10 protein-coding genes are annotated in these 16,177 nt (G+C 55.8%); 3 read left to right on the top strand and 7 right to left on the bottom strand.

The features are described from left to right. Genes EJ361_RS10105 through EJ361_RS10095 form a run of 3 tightly spaced genes read right to left on the bottom strand, consistent with a single transcriptional unit; the run spans position 1 to position 6,322 of the window. On the bottom strand, positions 1 to 1,200 hold the full coding sequence (locus tag EJ361_RS10105) for a DUF5000 domain-containing lipoprotein (protein WP_126245455.1): 1,200 nt from the start codon (positions 1,198 to 1,200) through the stop codon (positions 1 to 3). Positions 1,201 to 1,233: 33 nt separating this feature from the next. Next, positions 1,234 to 3,135, bottom strand: coding sequence for a RagB/SusD family nutrient uptake outer membrane protein (locus tag EJ361_RS10100; protein ID WP_126245453.1), 1,902 nt, complete (start codon positions 3,133 to 3,135; stop codon positions 1,234 to 1,236). 19 nt (positions 3,136 to 3,154) lie between these two features. Beyond that, complete coding sequence (locus EJ361_RS10095; protein WP_240646593.1) at positions 3,155 to 6,322, bottom strand: SusC/RagA family TonB-linked outer membrane protein; 3,168 nt, start codon at positions 6,320 to 6,322, stop codon at positions 3,155 to 3,157. A 400-nt stretch (positions 6,323 to 6,722) separates the two neighbouring features. Here EJ361_RS10095 and EJ361_RS10090 point away from each other — a divergent pair, with 400 nt between their 5' ends. Both EJ361_RS10090 and EJ361_RS10085 read left to right on the top strand, forming a co-directional pair. Further along, entirely contained in the window at positions 6,723 to 7,604 is an 882-nt protein-coding gene (locus EJ361_RS10090) for an AraC family transcriptional regulator (RefSeq protein WP_126245451.1), read from the top strand. Between the two features lie 79 nt (positions 7,605 to 7,683). After that, on the top strand, positions 7,684 to 8,814 hold the full coding sequence (locus EJ361_RS10085; RefSeq protein ID WP_126245449.1) for a TlpA disulfide reductase family protein: 1,131 nt from the start codon (positions 7,684 to 7,686) through the stop codon (positions 8,812 to 8,814). Positions 8,815 to 8,891: 77 nt separating this feature from the next. On the opposite strand, the gene EJ361_RS10080 is transcribed toward EJ361_RS10085, so the two are convergent. From EJ361_RS10080 to EJ361_RS10065, 4 genes are all read right to left on the bottom strand, one after another. Continuing rightward, positions 8,892 to 9,659 carry a LytR/AlgR family response regulator transcription factor gene (locus EJ361_RS10080; RefSeq protein WP_126245447.1) on the bottom strand — a complete coding sequence of 256 codons (768 nt, stop codon included), beginning with the start codon at positions 9,657 to 9,659 and terminating at the stop codon, positions 8,892 to 8,894. Further along, complete coding sequence (locus EJ361_RS10075) at positions 9,656 to 10,681, bottom strand: sensor histidine kinase (protein WP_126245445.1); 1,026 nt, start codon at positions 10,679 to 10,681, stop codon at positions 9,656 to 9,658. Before EJ361_RS10075 ends, EJ361_RS10080 begins: the two co-directional genes overlap by 4 nt. 18 nt (positions 10,682 to 10,699) lie before the next feature. Further along, the gene (locus EJ361_RS10070) at positions 10,700 to 13,033 is read right to left on the bottom strand and encodes a TonB-dependent receptor (RefSeq protein ID WP_164714164.1); all 2,334 of its coding nucleotides are present in this window, start codon (positions 13,031 to 13,033) and stop codon (positions 10,700 to 10,702) included. 90 nt (positions 13,034 to 13,123) lie between these two features. After that, a complete protein-coding gene (locus tag EJ361_RS10065; RefSeq protein WP_164714163.1) occupies positions 13,124 to 14,785 on the bottom strand; it encodes a L,D-transpeptidase family protein in 1,662 nt (553 codons plus the stop codon). Between the two features lie 613 nt (positions 14,786 to 15,398). Between EJ361_RS10065 and EJ361_RS10060 the strand changes: the two genes are divergently transcribed. Further along, positions 15,399 to 16,118 carry a c-type cytochrome gene (locus tag EJ361_RS10060; RefSeq protein ID WP_126245439.1) on the top strand — a complete coding sequence of 240 codons (720 nt, stop codon included), beginning with the start codon at positions 15,399 to 15,401 and terminating at the stop codon, positions 16,116 to 16,118. Positions 16,119 to 16,177 lie beyond the last annotated feature (59 nt).

The following is a 16,177-nucleotide window of genomic DNA, read 5'->3' as shown; positions in this document are numbered from 1 at the left end:
TTATTGACCCCAGAAAGTGATTTCCATCAGGTGCCAGAAGTTGGCGCCGGAGAGGGTTTCCTCGACCTGGATGCGGATGTACCTAACTTTCGGCGTGTTCGACGGGATGTTGAACTCGAAACCCTGCCTTGCGCGGGCAACGTCTTCCGGTGTATTGTCGTAAGGCGGCCTGCCGGAGGGTTTGGGCGGCGTTTCGTATTCACCGATGAGCGTCCAGCCGTCGAAGCTGCCATTGGTAGCGGGTTTGGTGTCCGTCCCCCAGATCTTCCAGCGTTTCGGGTTGCCGTGCGAGAAGGCCATCCAGTCGTTCACCCGATGCCACATTTTGTAGCGGCTGAGGTTGTAGCTCGCACCCATGTCGAATGTAATGTGCTTGGGCAGCGCGCCTACGGTAGTGGTATGGAAACCGTTGCCGTTGGCTTCTTCCGTTTTATCGTCCCACAGGTAAGGCAGGGCCCAGCCGTAATCCATGGGCTCGTCGCCCGGCAAGGGATGTTCCGTGAATTTGTTCTTATCGAGCAATGTTTCGAAAAGCGGCGTAACTTCTGCGAACAGGGTATCGGAGCTGTTGCCCCAGCGGTCTACGACGTACACGCCGAATTTCCGGGGCTTGCTTTCATATCCGCGGACGCTGAACCCAATTTCCGCCGTGCTGAGGTATTGGCTTTCGATGGGTTTGAATTCACCGTTCTTGTCGGCCGTGATCACGATAATGCCGATCTTTTCCCGAACGGGATTTTCGGCATGGATGAAGATGCCGCCGAAGTCGGGTTTGATTTGAACGGTGGGCAGCACGAGGCGGTGGATGGGCGTTTCCGGGTGTACTTTCACGATGACCGGGTCTGACTCCACTTCTCCGCGCGAAACGGCGGTCAGCGTCACTTCATATTCTTTCTTTTCCGCGAACCCGCTCACTTCGATACTGTTGGAATAATAGGAAACCTGCGTCTGGCGCGCATCAACGTCGTTGGCTTTATATTTGGCCCGTACGTACAGCAGGTTAGCCGAATTCGGCAGTTTGTAAGTAATGGTGGCGCCGCCGTTGACGTTTTTTACCTGGACGTTGGAGACGGGGCCGGGTTTAACGCCATCCCTTTCCGTGGGCTCGTTGTAGATATCGTCTTTAAAGCAGCCGCCCCATAAGGTTGCCAGCCCCATGATGCCGAGCAGTGTGAATATGCTGGTTTGTGAAATTTTCATCTTGCTTGATTTTTAATTGATGGAAGGGCTGGTTTACCACAACGGCGTTTGCACGAGATTCGGGTTCACGGTGAGATCATTGTCGCTGATGGGCCAGAGGTATTCTTTGGTGCTGTACACCGGCATGAAGATGGTGCGCCGGCGGTAATATCCTGCAACGGATTCTTCATACACGCTCCATCCCTGGATGGGGTTGCTGAGGTAATCCTTCATTTCCTTCCACCGCCGCATGTCCCAACCCACCTGGCTTTCGAACGCGAGCTCGATGCGCCTTTCCTGGTGGATGATCTGGCGCAGGCCGTCTTTGGTGTTGAACTTGCCCGGCTGGTTGGAATAGGTGCTCCAGGATTCCTGTACGGTTTTCAGTCCGGCCCTTTCCCTTACCTTATTGATCCAGATCAAAGCTTCGGCCTGGTTGCCCGCTTCGTTAAGGGTTTCTGCGTAGAGCAGGTACATCGCAGCCAGCCGGATGCGGGGCACGGCGAAGGGAACGGGGAGGCTTTGCCGTTGGAATTCGCTCTGGTAAGACACGAGCTTCTTGATCCAATACCCGGTGGCGTTGGTTTTGATCGCCATCGCCGCGCCGCTGACCTGCTTCATTTTTCCCTGGATGTATTGCTGGTTCTCATCGTCGAGCGTACCGTTGCCGAACCAGTTGCTGCCGTCGAAGCCGAGGCTGGCGTAAAAGCGCATTTCGCGGTGCAGGTTGAGGCCGGCGGTCTGGTAGCCGTTGTGGATATAGTATTTATGTGCATTGTCGCTGGCCCGGGGCGTGTTGCGGTTGGCGTAATCCCAGGTCCTGTCTTCGTTGATGGGAACGCCGTTTTCGGTATAAAACAATTCCGCGATGGCCAGCGGGGCGCAAAGGCTGCCGAAGATGATATCGTTCGCCTGCGATTCCGGGGTCATTTTGGGAACGCAGTAATACTGGAAATCGGCGTGCACGGGATTGGCGCCCCAGATCACTTCGTCGTTGAACAGGTGCGAAACCGCTCCCTGGAATGCGAGGAGCTTCATCGTAGAATCGCTGACATTGGACAGGTTGGCCGGCGGTACGAATGCATACAATTTAATGCCGGCGTCATGCGCCGCTTCCACGGCTTCCTTGCAGGCGGCCGCCGCGCGCGTCCATTTTCCGGGGTCGAAGCTTTCGGGGAACAATGTCTGTCCTTCTTTCGTGCGGAACGAGGCATAGTCGGGGTTTCCGTTGAACAGGGGGCTTGCCTGCCAGGCCAATGCCTCCGCTTTCAGGCTGAGTGCCGCCGATTTGGTGACGCGGCCCGATTCGCTGGCCGTCATCGTGATCACCGGGGGCAATCCGGGCGCGGCTTCGTCGAGCAACTGCACGATGTAATTGAAAACGGTATCCACATGTTCCCTTTTCACCCGCACCTCTTCTACCGAAGCGTTCAACGGCAGGTTTTTCCGGATGAGGGGAATGGGGCCATATTGCCGCACCAGCCAGTAATTGTAATATGCCTTGAGGAATTTAACCTCAGCGATCCAGCGTGCTTTTTCAGTCGGCGTCAGATCGATCGGCTTATCCACGTTATCGAGGAAAATGTTGCAGCGGCGGATGGCCTGGAACAGCTTTACGCCCCCGTTCGAGCCGCTGAAAAAATCGAATTCCACAGACATCACGTTCTTCCCCGACCTCAGCGCGCGGAAACCGAAATCGTTGCCGCCGCCCTCCTGGAGGATGGGGTGAAGGATCTCTCCGCCCATGGTGAACGCAGGATCGTTCCAGGTGTAGAACAGGTTCCGCTGCATGGTGGCGTAGCAGGTAAACAGGTAATTTTCCGCCTCGTTCCGGTTGCGGAACGCATAGTCGATGGTAGCCACGTTATCCGGCATCACATCCAGGTACTTTTTACAGGAGGGAAAGCTGACCAGCAGCAAAGCCGCCACGATCCACATTTGTATATCTTTCTTCATGATTTTGCGTTTTGAATGGCTACAGGTTTACGTTTACGCCGAAGTTGAATACCTTCTGCAATGGGTAAGCCAGGCCCCTGCCGCCCATTTCGGGGTCCCACAGCTTGAAGCTGCTCCAGGTATGCAGGTTGAGCCCGTTGAAATATACCCGCAGGTTTTCGATATGGTAGCGTTTGAGGATGTGCTTCGGGATGGTATAGCCCACTTCCACGCTTTTGAGCCGGAGGAAAGCCCCGTTGCGCATGAACCAGGTATTGGCGATGGTTTCTCCTTCCCGCGGCCATGGCGCAGAGTTGAAGTTCATGGCGGCAGACAACCTTGGCATCATGGCGTAAATGTTCTGGTTTTGTTCCGACCAGTGATGGTCCGCATACGCCTTGAGCACCTGTCCATTGTCGATGAAAGGCATGGTGCTGTTGTAATATTCCCCGCCCCGGCGGTCGTAATCCGAAACATCTATGAAGAACGACTCGCGGCCCAGGCCCTGGAAAAACGCGGAAAGGTCGAAGCTTTTATAGCCAACTGAAAATCCGGCGCCATACACCAGCTCGGGCGTAGTAGGCAGGCCGATGGGCACCATATCGCGCTCGGTGATCTCACCGTCGCCGTTGACGTCTTTATATTTGATGTCGCCACCGCGGGGAACGAACCCGTTGAAATTCTGTTTGGGCGAATTGGCCACTTCGGCGTCGTCCACAAACAACCGCTCCGCGATAAAACCATACGTTTGCCCGATAGATTGCCCCACGCGGGAACGCCAGGGTTCCCTGAACTGGGGCTCCTCGTACACCCTGTACTTGTTCGTAGCGTAGGTAAGGTTGCCGCGGACGGCCACCCAGCACTGTTTGCCGAAATCCTGCTTATAGTCGAGCGAAAGGTCCATCCCGCGGGATTCCGCTTCGCCGATATTGGCGCTGACGCCCGCTTCCAGGCCGGATGTATTGGGAATGGAGGCGCGCGGTTGCAGGATATTTGTCCGCAACTGGTGATACACCTCGCCGATGAAATTCACCTTGCCGAAGAGGCTCAGTTCCAGGCCGAGGTTCGTTTGCCGGGAGGTTTCCCAGGTTACGTCGCGGTTTTCGTAGTTCCGGATCGCCACCCCGTTGCGGCTGTATCCGTTGTTCTTCCCGAATATGGAACCGTAGCCGGCGTTCATGTCTACTTCAGACATATAGAAGAATCGCTGGCCGCTGATGGCATCGTTCCCCACCAGGCCGTAACTGGCGCGCACTTTGGCGCGGGTCACCACATCGCGCAGCGGCTCCCACATTTTTTCATTGGACATCACCCACGAAGCGCCGATCGTCGGGAAAAACCCGAACCGGTTGTTCGACGAAAAACGCTCGCTGCCGTTATACCCGAAGTTGAATTCCAGGAAATACCTGCTCAGGTAGGAATACGTGCCTCGCCCCGCCAGGCCGAGATTGCGGAACGGCAGTGACGATTGCAGCGTAGAACCGTCGGTGGTGAGCGTTTGCTGGCGCGTACCGATCAGCGTGCTGCTGATGGTATGATCGCCGAAGGTGCGGTTATAGTCCAGCATCCCCTGCAGGTACACGAACGTAGAAATGCTACGGCTGCCCGGCGAGTAATCCAGGTACTCCGTAGCCTCGTTGGGTTTGTTGTTCAGCCACATCAGCCGGTATTTATCCGACTGCTTGTCGTAATCGCTGACCTGGTAGTAAAAGGGCTTGTATTGCCGGGCGACGTCGAAAAACGAAAAACGGTTCGTAGTCAGCATCCCGCGGAAATTGAGGCCTTTCGTGATGAACGAGAGGTTCTGCGTCATTTCCAGCTGGGCAGACATGCGCGACTGCGAGAAGTTCTTGTACCCGCGCATGAGCTGAGCATAGGGGTTCACACCCAGGGAGCCGTTTTCCCGCGCCTTGTTGCCGAACAGGATATGCTTTTCGAAATAGGTAGAGGAATCGGGCGTGAAAAACGCGGGGAAATCCACCGGGCTGGTATGCATCACCTGCGAATAAAGATCGGTGCTGAACGAGGCATCTCCCGTTATCGGCCCGGTATATTCATCGAAGTTGCCGGACAGGCGCACCACCAATTCCGTGGTTTTGGTGAGGTTGATGTTGATGTTGGACCGCAGCTGGTAGTTGTTCAGCCGCACGTTGTTATTGAAATTGTTGACCGGGCTCACTTTCAGGATGCCATTGTCGCGACTGTACGAGCCCGCCACATAATACCGGGCGATCTCCCCGCCGCCGCCTACGCTGAGGTTGGCGCGCTGGTTGTTCGTCCGTTTTTTGAAAAGCTCGCTCATCCAGTCTACCGCCGGATATACGAATTTGTTATCGCCGTTCCGGGTATGGTTGATCTTGTTCTGGTCGAAGCGCGGAACACCGAGGGAATCGCGCGTCTGGATGGCTTCGTTATACAGTTCCATGTATTGCACGGGGTCGGCGAATTGGAGGTTCCGGGTGGCCTGCGACATGGAATTCTCGAACCTGAAATTGATTTTCGCCTTACCGGCCTTGCCTTCCTTCGTGGTGACGAGGATCACACCATTAGCGCCGCGGGCGCCGTACAGCGACGTGGCGCTGGCGTCTTTAAGGATCGAGAAGCTGGCGATATCGTCTACCTGGAGCCGGGCGAGGTCGGTAGCCGTCAATTCCACGTTATCGATGAGGATAAGCGGGTCTTGTTTATATCCGAAAGTGGTGACGCCGCGCACGAAGAACGAAGCATTGTCTTGCCCAGGCTGGCCGCTGCGCTGATAGGCGATCATCCCGGCCACCTGTCCTGCCAGTGCGGTGGTGAGGTTGCTGGACGGGATTTTGAGGTCTTTGGGATTGACGGTCGTAACCGCTCCCACGATGGCCTCCTTCTGCTGTTTTTTACCATAGGCAGTGATCACGACATCCGTTAGCTGGCTTATCTTTTCCTTCAGCACTACCTGGATGGTTTGCCGGCCGGCCAGGGGAACGGAGACGGATTCATAGCCCATGAGCACGAATTGCATCGTGACGTTGGGCGGCACGTCGATAATGAACCTGCCGTCGGCATTGGAGGAGGTCCCTTTTCCGGTATGGCCCGTCACGATAACGGAGACCCCGGGCAGGGGGTTGCCCACAGAATCTTTCACGCTGCCTGTTACCGTAACCGCATTTTTCTCCTGCGCCATCGCCTGCCCGGGCATCGCCAGCAGGAACATGGTCAGCAGGAGCATAGTCAGTACGAATGAAACAAATTTGAATAATGGTTGCCCTCCGGGCGGACAACAAAGCTGCCTGCCCGTTCGGAAGCGAACGTGGATCACTTTCATAGCGAAGATTTAAGTTATTTAGGTAGTTAGTTTGGTTGATTAATTGCTGATCGAATCCTAATGTATTGGGCAACAAATCTAACAGAGTAATTCAATCAGGAAAATGGATGCGAGAAGGTTAATGATGGATTTTATGCCGAAACGGTTTTGCGCCGAGCGGGCCCCTGCCAATCCCGTATCGATCTTTGATAATAAATGATAACAATAAACGACGGGCATAATGTATATTTAACGTAAGTACCGGCAAGCGGCGATTGCAGTCCTGAAATGGATAATCTTACGACCAGCCTTAACTATACCACGCATGAAGAAAAAAGATGGATTCGACGGACAGCAGTCGATCGTCATCCCCCGCAAAATTCTCGAGGAACAGTGCGCACGAAATGAATTAACGGCAGGGCTTTACATTACCGATATGGGTTATTATCCCAAGGCCCGCTTCCATCATCGCGTGCGGCCGGAAGGGGTAGACCAGCATATCCTTATTTATTGTGTTGACGGCCGGGGCAGTGCCCGGTTCAACCGGCAGACGTTTGCCATCGGCGCCGGCGACTTTTTCGTCATACCCCGGAAAACGGCCCATATCTACCGTGCGGATGAAGACGATCCCTGGACGATTTACTGGGTCCATTTTGTGGGAAGCGCTTCTGACGCCGTGGCCCGCACGCTGGAGCACAAGACCGCGTCGCTGAAGAGCGCCGTTCCCTGGCTAGACCAGCGCATCGCGCTGTTTGGGTCTATTTACCGGCAGCTGGAGAGCGGGTACGACCTGGATAACATCCTGTATGCCAATCTCTGTTTCGGCCAATTCCTGGCCTCCCTTCTTTTCCCGGAACGGTTCACCCCCGATACAACGGGCAACAGCCGGGAGATCGTGGCAACGGCTACCCGGCAAATGAAATTGCAGATCGGCGGTCAGCTCACGCTGCAGCAGCTGGCGGAGGAGGCGAACCTGTCCGTTTCCCATTTCGTGCACCAGTTCAAAAAGAAGACGGGCTATACGCCCATCGAGTATTTCAACAACCTGAAGGTGCAGAAGGCCTGTGAACTGCTGTTGTATAGCGATATGCGGATCAAGGAAGTGGCGGCGAGCGTGGGCATGAGCGACCCGTACTATTTTTCGCGGTTTTTTACCCGGCTGATGGGCATATCCCCCAACCACTACCGGCAGCAAAGGGGTGGATAAGCCCTGTATTTTGTGACAAACGGCAACCTGGCAACCGAATTCTTTCCCTATTTTTAGGACGTAAAATCAAACCAATCAAATGAAAAGATTACAGATCCTGCCTGCAGTGCTCCTCCTGCCGGCGCTCGTACATGCCCAAACCAAATACGCCGTAAAAGGCAAGGTCGGCAGCCATAACGCCCCCACCCAGGCTTATCTTATTTACACCGTAGACGGCGATCAGAAGAAAGATTCCTCCACGCTGAAAAACGGTGAATTCTCCTTCAGCGGCTCCGTTGCCGGTATCACCAAAGCTACCGTGGTAATGGATTACGGCCCGAACGCCCCCCGCTCTTCCCGTAACGGCGAATCGGTAAAGATTTACCTGGAGCCCGGCACCGTGAACATCAAGAGCGCGGATTCCCTGAAAAACGCTACCGTGAAAGGCGGCGTGCACACTTCGGACCAGGTGGCCCTGGAAGCCCAGATGAAACCCGTGATGGACAGGAACAAAGCCCTCATGGCCAAATACTACGGCTCTACCGACGAGCAGAAGAAAGATTCCGTATGGATGTCTGCCATCATGGCCGAAAGCAAACAGATCGGCGAAGATGAAGATGCGATCATGAAGAAATTCGCGGAAACGCATACTAAAACCCTCCCCGGCCTCGAAGCCCTGAAACAGTTCGCCGGCTCCGCGCCCGACTACGGCACCATCCAGCCCATGTTCGCAAAACTGGCCCCCGCTGTGCAATCCAGCGCAGACGGCAAGGCTTACGCAGACATGCTCGAAAAAGTGAAAGCCGTTTCCATCGGCGCCACCGCTCCCGATTTCACACAAAACGATACCGAAGGGAAACCCGTTTCCCTGGCGTCTTTCCGCGGTAAATACGTGCTGATCGACTTCTGGGCTTCCTGGTGCGGCCCCTGCCGTGCAGAAAACCCCCACGTCGTGAAAGCGTACAACGAATTCAAAGACAAAAACTTCACCATTCTCGGCGTTTCCCTCGACCAGCCCAATGCAAAAGACAAATGGCTGAAAGCGATCGCTGACGACGGCCTCACCTGGACGCAGGTTTCCGACCTGAAATTCTGGAAAAACGAAGCCGCCGCCCTCTACGCCGTGCGCGCCATCCCGCAGAACTTCCTGCTCGACCCGCAAGGCAAAATCATCGCCAAGAACCTCCGTGGCGATGCACTCGCCGCCAAACTCGCGGAAGTGATCAAATAAGCGTACCACAGTTGAATTATAAAGGGCTGACCGGATTTCTCCGGCAGCCCTTTTTCGTTGTACGGCAAACCAAAAACTTATTTCCCCAACCAGTCCTTAAACCCCGCCACCCGGTCGCGGCTCACTTCCAGGTCCACCGCCGGCGAAGGCTCCAGGTCGAGCTTCAGTCGGCCGCTGAACCAGGGATGCACCCGGCGCACGCTTTTCACATGTACCACGAGGTGACGGCTCACCCGGTAGAATTCCCGCGCCGGCAGTTGCTGCTCTATGGTCGCGAGATTGTCTTCCATCACATGCTTCTTCCCTGCGAAATCGAGGGCGTAAACGAGTTTGCCGTCGGCATAAAGGCAGGCCAGGTCGGCCGTGTTCACGTAATACAACTGTTGCCCGCTTTTCACGAGAAAGCGCTCCTTGTGGCCCGACGGCTGCACGTATTGCAGCAGCTGGTGGATCTTGTCTTCCCATCCTCCCGCCTCCTGCTTCGGCCGGCAGAATTGCCGGAATTTGGCGAGCGCCTGGCGCAATTCGGCCTCGTCGAGCGGTTTGAGGAGATACTCGATCCCGTTGTTGCGGAAGGCCTGGAGCATGTACTGGTCGTAGGCCGTGGTAAAGATCACGGGTGCGTTGAGGCCCGCCTGTTGGAAGATTTCGAGACTGAGGCCGTCTGCCAGCTGAACGTCCATGAATATAAGGTCGGGCGCAGGGAAATGGCGGAACCATTTGACGGACTCCTCCACACTGTCGAGCACCGCGAGCACTTCCACTTCTTCGCTGTGGCGCTTCAGCAACGTTTTGAGCTTATTGGCCGCGGGGGCCTCGTCTTCTATGATGACCACCTTGATCATGTTGCAGGAAATAGGGGGAGTAAAACGATGAAATGATCGGCCGTCACCACGGATTCCACCTCCTGCTCGCGCAACAGGCGCACCCGGGAGTTGATGTTTTCCAGTCCTTTGCCGGTAGACGGCACCGCATGCATTTTGCGCTGGAGGTTGTTCGTCACCACGATCTTGTCCTGCACCACTTCTATCTTCACGTTCAACGGCCGCGCTGCCGACACCACGTTATGTTTCATGGCGTTTTCCACCACGATCTGCAGTGCGAACGGGATGATGCGCCGGTCGTGGCAAGCGGGAGGAACATCGATCGTGACCCGGAGATTGTCGCCGAAGCGGGTTTTGAGGAGATAGACGTACGCATCCAGCAGGCCCAGTTCTTCCTTCACTGTCACCAGCGTCGTATCCTGCACTTCGAGCATATGGCGGTAGAGTTTGGATAGTTGCTGGATGAAATGTTCCGCCTTGTCGGGATCGCTGTGCACGACCGAGCTGAGGGTATTGAGGTTATTGAAAAGAAAATGCGGGTCTACCTGCGTTTTCAGCGCCCTGATCTGCGCCTGCAGGCTTTCGTTGCGCAGATCTTCCTGGCCCTGCATCGACAGGCGTAGCTGCGCCTGGTACCAGATCACTTCGTAGATACCGGCGATAATAAGGGTATTGACCATTCCCACGATGTTCAGATCTGGATAGGGCAACAGTACGGCTGACCACAAAGGCGGCGTGATCCCGTTGAAATTCGATACGGCGAATGTGAATGCGAACATCAGCAAAACCATAATAGCGATCCGTTTCGGCGCCTGGGCCAGCAGCGGGTATTTCCGGCGCGTGCGGATGATGATCCAGCGGTTTCCGAGCCAGAACAGCGCCGTGATGGCCACGGAGAAGGCGAAAGCCAGCCAGGTGTACCGCGGCTCGCGGGTGAACCTGACGCCGAAGTACATGATCGGCGTGAGGAACCCCAGCACCGGGATACCCAGCAGCACAAACCATTTATCGTTGAATCCGAGCGCCGTTTCGTTGTTGCGCATAAGCCTCGTCTGTTTGCTTTAAAAGGTAAACTGGTAGTTAACGTTCGGGAAAAGCCCGATCTGGTTCACCTGCTTCACCACACCGGTCTCAGTGTCGATCGTGCGGGTATAAATGTTCTTCCTGTTGGTCAGGTTCTGTAAATCTATAAAGAATTTCTGAGTGGTGCGGCCGAGCTCCCAGGTGAAGGAAAATTTCAGGTCCCAGCGGAAATACATATCGTTCCGCAGCGAATACGCTTTGTCTTCCTGGTACACCACGTACGCTTTTTCCACGGTGGCCGGTTCATTGAACGGCGTGTACCATTGCCCGCCGGCTACGCTCACCTTGCTATCCGCACCCACACTGAAACCCGGCTTCACCGTCCATTCCCGGCCGATGAGGAAGTTGGTGACGTACTGCGCATTGAAGGCGGTGTTGCGCCAGGTTTTGTCGCTACCCTGGTATTTGGCATCGAAAAGGCTTTGGGTGAAGAGGAAGTAAAACCCCTTATGCAGGAATTTCTCCAGCGTCAGCTCCAGTCCATAATTGCGGCCGGTGCCGTTGTTGAAGAGGTCCGGTTTGTCGGGGAACCCGAAGTCGGCTCCGTAATTCAGCAGGCTGAACGACGAAGGCGCCTTTTCCACCGGCGCGTCGTAAATATGCTGGTAATACGTTTCCGCCTTGAAGCGCAGGCGCTCGCCCAACAGCAGGTCGTACCCCAGCACGGCGTGCATGGCGCGCGTGGGCGCGAGGTCTTTGTTGGTGAGGCTTCCGCCGGTTTCATTATAGTACACTTCCAGCTGCTGCAACTGGCTGTGGAGGCCGAGGCCCAGGGTGAGCGACTGCTTTTTCGACAGATCGTATTTCATGTTGAGCCGCGGTTCGGCCACAAATCCATCGTTGAGCCCGAAATATTGTCCGTAGACGCCGGCGTTGAACGTAAAATCGTTGCCGGCGCGGTGTTGCCAGTTCATCCAGCCTTTTCCCAGCCAGGCGCCATTGCTGGCGTTGACCATTTCGCTGAGATCGTCGTCTCCATCTTTGATGCGGCGGTTGCGCATATCGAGCTGCATTTTTTCACCGGAAGCGCCGATGCTGAGTTGGTTCCGCGCATTGAACTTATGATCGAGGCGGTATCCGAAGCTGGTGCGGATCAGGCTATAATCGAGGTCCATCCGGCGTTTGCCGCGTATTTCGTCTTTATTCTCGAAATTATCCATTTTACTTTCCGCGGCCGAGATGGCGGCAAAAGCGCGGCCGTATGTTTTGGGCGAAAAGTTGAAACTGTGCGTCAGGCCTGCCACGCCGGTGTTCGAGGTCGTCAGCACTTCGTATTTACCGGTGTTGTAAAGGTCGGTGGAATCTTCTCCGGGGATGAAGTGGATGTTGGACAAACCGCCCATCGCGAACACGCCGAAAGTGCCGGCCCGTTTGGTGGGGAGATTGATTTTCATGGTGAGGTCCTGGTACTTGGGAATGCTGGCGCCGGTGCCCACGCTTAGCCCCAGCGCGTGCACCGCGGCGATGAGGGAGTACCGGTAATCCACGAGGAACGAAGCGCCGCCGGGTTTCCCGACCGGCCCTTCCACGGCGGCTTCGAAACCGTTAAAGCCCACCTGCGCCAGCATTTCGTACCGGTCTTTGTTCCCGTTGCGCAGGCGCAGATCGAAGGCACCGGCCAAAGCGTTGCCATAATCCGCCGGGAAGGCGCCCGTCAAAAAGGAGGAGGTCCGCAGGGTGTTGGTGTTCAGTATCGTAACCGGGCCGCCCGTGGCGCCGAAAGTGCTGAAGTGGTTGGGATTGGGAATGTCCACGCCTTCCGCCCGCCACAGTACGCCGGCGGGTGAGTTGCCGCGGATGATGATATCGTTCCGGCCGTCGTTGGCGCCGGAAACCCCGGCGAAGTTCTGTGCCATGCGGGCGGGGTCGTTCCGCGTACCGGCATACCGCATTCCTTCCCCGATATCGAGCTGCCGCGCACTGGCCAGCGCCAGGGGGCTCACCGGCCCTTCGCCGCGCTTCACGGTCACTTCGGCGCCCTTGAGGGTGATGACGGTTTCGGTGAGGGGGATTTCGAGGACGGTTTCCTTGCCGGCGTTCACTTCCACCATTTGCAACATCATGGGCTCGTATCCCATCATATTCACCTGGATGTTGTGCCGGCCCACGGGCACTTCCGATAAGCGGAATTCTCCTTTTTCGTTGGTAGCCACGCCTTTGCCCAATGCCGGGATGGAAACGGCGGCGCCGGGGAGCGGGAAATGGGTGGATTTGTCGGTGATGACGCCTTTCACGGTTTGTTTGGGAAGCGTTTGGGCCGTGAGGTTACTGGCGGCAAGCACACACAGGCACAATGCGAAGATCATTTTCATCGGGGTCCTTTTTTCAGGCAAATGTGCGCCCTTTATGCCCCTGTGAAAAGCCATGATTCGCGAATCGTACTTTTTGAGGAATGAATGGTATTAACGGAGATACTGCCGGACGCGGGCGTCTTCCCCATATACGTCTTCATAAAACCGCAGCCGCCCGTCGCGGTACTCGGAAGAGAAGTACCGGATATAAATCGGTAACCGCTTCGGGAACGCGTACGTCCGCTGTTCTTCCCGGCTGAGCCACGCCCGCACGCTGTCTGCCATCTCCGGCCGGGGATCGCTGCTTACGAGGTACATGGCCAGACTGTCCCAGGCCTGTACCCGCACACAACCATGGCTGAGGGCGCGGTTGGAATTAGCGAAAAGCTTGCGGTTATTGGTGTCGTGCAGGTATACGCTGAAACGGTTGGCAAAGTTGAACTTCATGATGCCCAGCGAATTATCCAATCCATCCATTTGCCGCAACACATAAGGGAAGTAATTCCTGTTGAGTTTTTGCCAGTCGATGGAATCGGGGGAAATGATATTGCCGTGATGGTCTACCACTTCCAGGTTCTTTTCGACGAGGTAATGCCTGTTCTTCTTGATCTGCGGCAACATTTCCTTGAACACGATGCTGTAGGGCACGCGCCAGTACGGATACAGCACGAAATTGGTCATAACGGAACTGAGCTGCGGCGTACGCGTGCGCGGCGTTCCCACGATCACGCGGGATTCCAGTACGGTGCCGGCCGAATCGTCCCACACCTGCAACCGGAATGCGGGGATATTCACCATGAGGTAGCGCGCCGGTAAAGTGTCGGGCATTTTGCGCCAGCGGTCGAGGTTGATGCCGGCCTGCTCGATCCAGTCGCCGGGTTGGCGGTTCAGGTACTGTATGGTCCGCTTGCCGGCCACGCCGTCCGGGTATAAATTAATATCCTGCTGGAACCGTTTGACCGCTTTCTTCAGCGCCACGGTATCGCCGATGTTGTTCTCCAGCGTATCGAGATGCCCCGTTTGCGCGAGCCTCACCGCCAGCTGGCGCCGGAAAGCGGCGGTATCCGTGTATTCGGAAGGCAGCGTATCCCACATTACATCTTTATACCGGGATTCATATTCCGCCAGCCCGATCTTGAGCAGGCGGTAGGCTTCATGTTGCGGTTCGCGCGATTGCAAAATTTCACTGATATGATTGCCCGTAATGGCATCCCGGAGGAGCGTATGGAGAACATCGTCCGTCAACATCGAATCCTTTCTCAACGCAATACTGTCCCGGGGAATGACGCCGTAATGCAAATGACTCGCCAGTTTGAAAAACGCGTCCGTGAGCAGGACGTCGGTTTTCGCCCAGAGCGCCGCGTCGCGGAGGGATTCCTTGTCCGTATTCCTCCGTTCCTGCGCCTCCTGCAAAGCGGCGGCGTGGTAATGCGCGGGGTTCAATCCGTATAACCGGGCGTCCCTGATCCAGCGGAAAAGACTGTCGGCCTGGGGGATCGCCTTCCCGTTGCTCGACCATATCGCCTTTCCTCCCTGCCCGTCGTACGCGGCATGCAGCGCGGCGGGGCTGAGCGCCATCACACTGTCTTCCATCAGCCCGTCATTCCCGTCTACATATTGCAGTCTTTCCACGATCTGCTGCGGCACTACTTCGTCGAGTTGCTGAACGTTTTTTACGACTTCCTGTTGACGGGGTTTCCCCTTCTTCTGCCCGCAGGCGGCGCCCATAGCCATGATGCAAAGCATCGCCGGTATGATCTTGCAGTATCTCATTCTTTGGATCCGATTGAATTTGGTGTCGAATGTAATGATTATTGCAAAGACCGTGCTGCAATGATCGTATGATTCCCCCATAATGCGTAAAAACCTGCGGGGAATGCGTATTTCCCGCAGGTTTTAACAATTGATGCAATTACTTAATCCTTAATATTTATCTATGCATCGCGGGGCGGATTCTTTCCTTACAGTCCATCGAAGCGCCGAATTGGTAACATGTGCCGTTCCCTGTGCGCCGGGTGCCACGTTCGTTTTCCAGAAAGTGCCGTGCGGGCGGGCGCATCCTAACGTAAAGGCATGTACGCCGAAATTACTTTCACCGAACGCATCTTCGAGCTGCAGTTCGCGGGAATATTTTCACTTGCAACAATTTTTCTTCACAAAGAGTGAACCGATAAATCGGAATATACTTTTAATCAATTCCATAAATGGCGCATTTTGAATGATAAAGCAAAGGTACCCCAACCCCGCGGCTACCTCGTTACACAATTATGTCCTTCTATTACAACATTCCCTGCCGCTCAACTGACCAAAGTCAGTCCCCCGCCTGAGGCGCCTCATCCCCCGCCATGACGCCCTTTCGTAGCTTTCTGTCATCAAATCTGAACCTATGAACGATTCCACCGGGATAGCGCTCACGCACCCCGTAGCGCTGTTTATGCTCCTGACGGCCATCGGCCTGCTGTTTGTCATCGCCCTCCTCGGCTCCACGGTTATCTCCGCGATGGAGGTATACCGCGAAAAACACATCAAAAAACAACTGGGCAAATGTTTTGTTGCCGCGGCCATCGTGCCGGCGTTGCCCAACGATATGTTTGCCACCCTGGCGGCCGTGCTCATCCTGGAAGTAGTGGTGATCCTGGCGCTGTTGTGGCTCCTGCGCTTCCTGACGGGCATCAGCGTGGGCAACAAGGCCTGGGCCAGCACCTTCATCCTCGCCGGCGTGCTAGGCTATGTATGGATTTTTGCCCTGAACAACCCTTCCAATGCCGCGCCCGCCGAAAAAGGCGCCGTGGCCGCGGCCCCCAAAGCTGCGGAAGCGCTCATCGATCCCGCCAATGTGCCGCTGCTCGCGGATGCGGCCGACATCCAGGCCGGAAAACAGCTTTTCAGCCGTAAATGTACCGCCTGCCACGGCGGGAACGCCAAAGGAACGATCGGGCCGGACCTGACAGACGACCAGTGGCTCCATGGCGGCAGCACCAACGAGATTTTCAAGACCATCAAGTTCGGCGTGCCCGTCAAAGGCATGCAGGCCTGGGAGAAACAACTGAGCGACCGGGAGATCGCGCAACTGACCGGGTTCATACTTTCCCTGCAAGGGAGCTGATGACGATCATCGGCCGGTGTGATGCCACTCATCGCCCGGGCGCGCAATGGCCGATACTT

Source organism: Chitinophaga rhizosphaerae, assembly GCF_003958645.1.
GTDB lineage: Bacteria > Bacteroidota > Bacteroidia > Chitinophagales > Chitinophagaceae > Chitinophaga > Chitinophaga rhizosphaerae.
The sequence above is the reverse complement of the archived record's forward strand: the minus strand, read 5'-3'. Positions and strand labels throughout refer to the sequence as shown.

Coding starts and splice junctions, on each gene's coding strand:
- EJ361_RS10085 (WP_126245449.1), top strand. CDS start 7,684: ATGAAAAGATTACAGATCCTGCCTGCAGTGCTCCTCCTGCCGGCGCTC.
- EJ361_RS10070 (WP_164714164.1), bottom strand. CDS start 13,033: ATGAAAATGATCTTCGCATTGTGCCTGTGTGTGCTTGCCGCCAGTAAC.
- EJ361_RS10065 (WP_164714163.1), bottom strand. CDS start 14,785: ATGAGATACTGCAAGATCATACCGGCGATGCTTTGCATCATGGCTATG.
- EJ361_RS10075 (WP_126245445.1), bottom strand. CDS start 10,681: ATGCGCAACAACGAAACGGCGCTCGGATTCAACGATAAATGGTTTGTG.
- EJ361_RS10095 (WP_240646593.1), bottom strand. CDS start 6,322: ATGCTCCTGCTGACCATGTTCCTGCTGGCGATGCCCGGGCAGGCGATG.
- EJ361_RS10060 (WP_126245439.1), top strand. CDS start 15,399: ATGAACGATTCCACCGGGATAGCGCTCACGCACCCCGTAGCGCTGTTT.
- EJ361_RS10090 (WP_126245451.1), top strand. CDS start 6,723: ATGAAGAAAAAAGATGGATTCGACGGACAGCAGTCGATCGTCATCCCC.
- EJ361_RS10105 (WP_126245455.1), bottom strand. CDS start 1,200: ATGAAAATTTCACAAACCAGCATATTCACACTGCTCGGCATCATGGGG.
- EJ361_RS10100 (WP_126245453.1), bottom strand. CDS start 3,135: ATGAAGAAAGATATACAAATGTGGATCGTGGCGGCTTTGCTGCTGGTC.
- EJ361_RS10080 (WP_126245447.1), bottom strand. CDS start 9,659: ATGATCAAGGTGGTCATCATAGAAGACGAGGCCCCCGCGGCCAATAAG.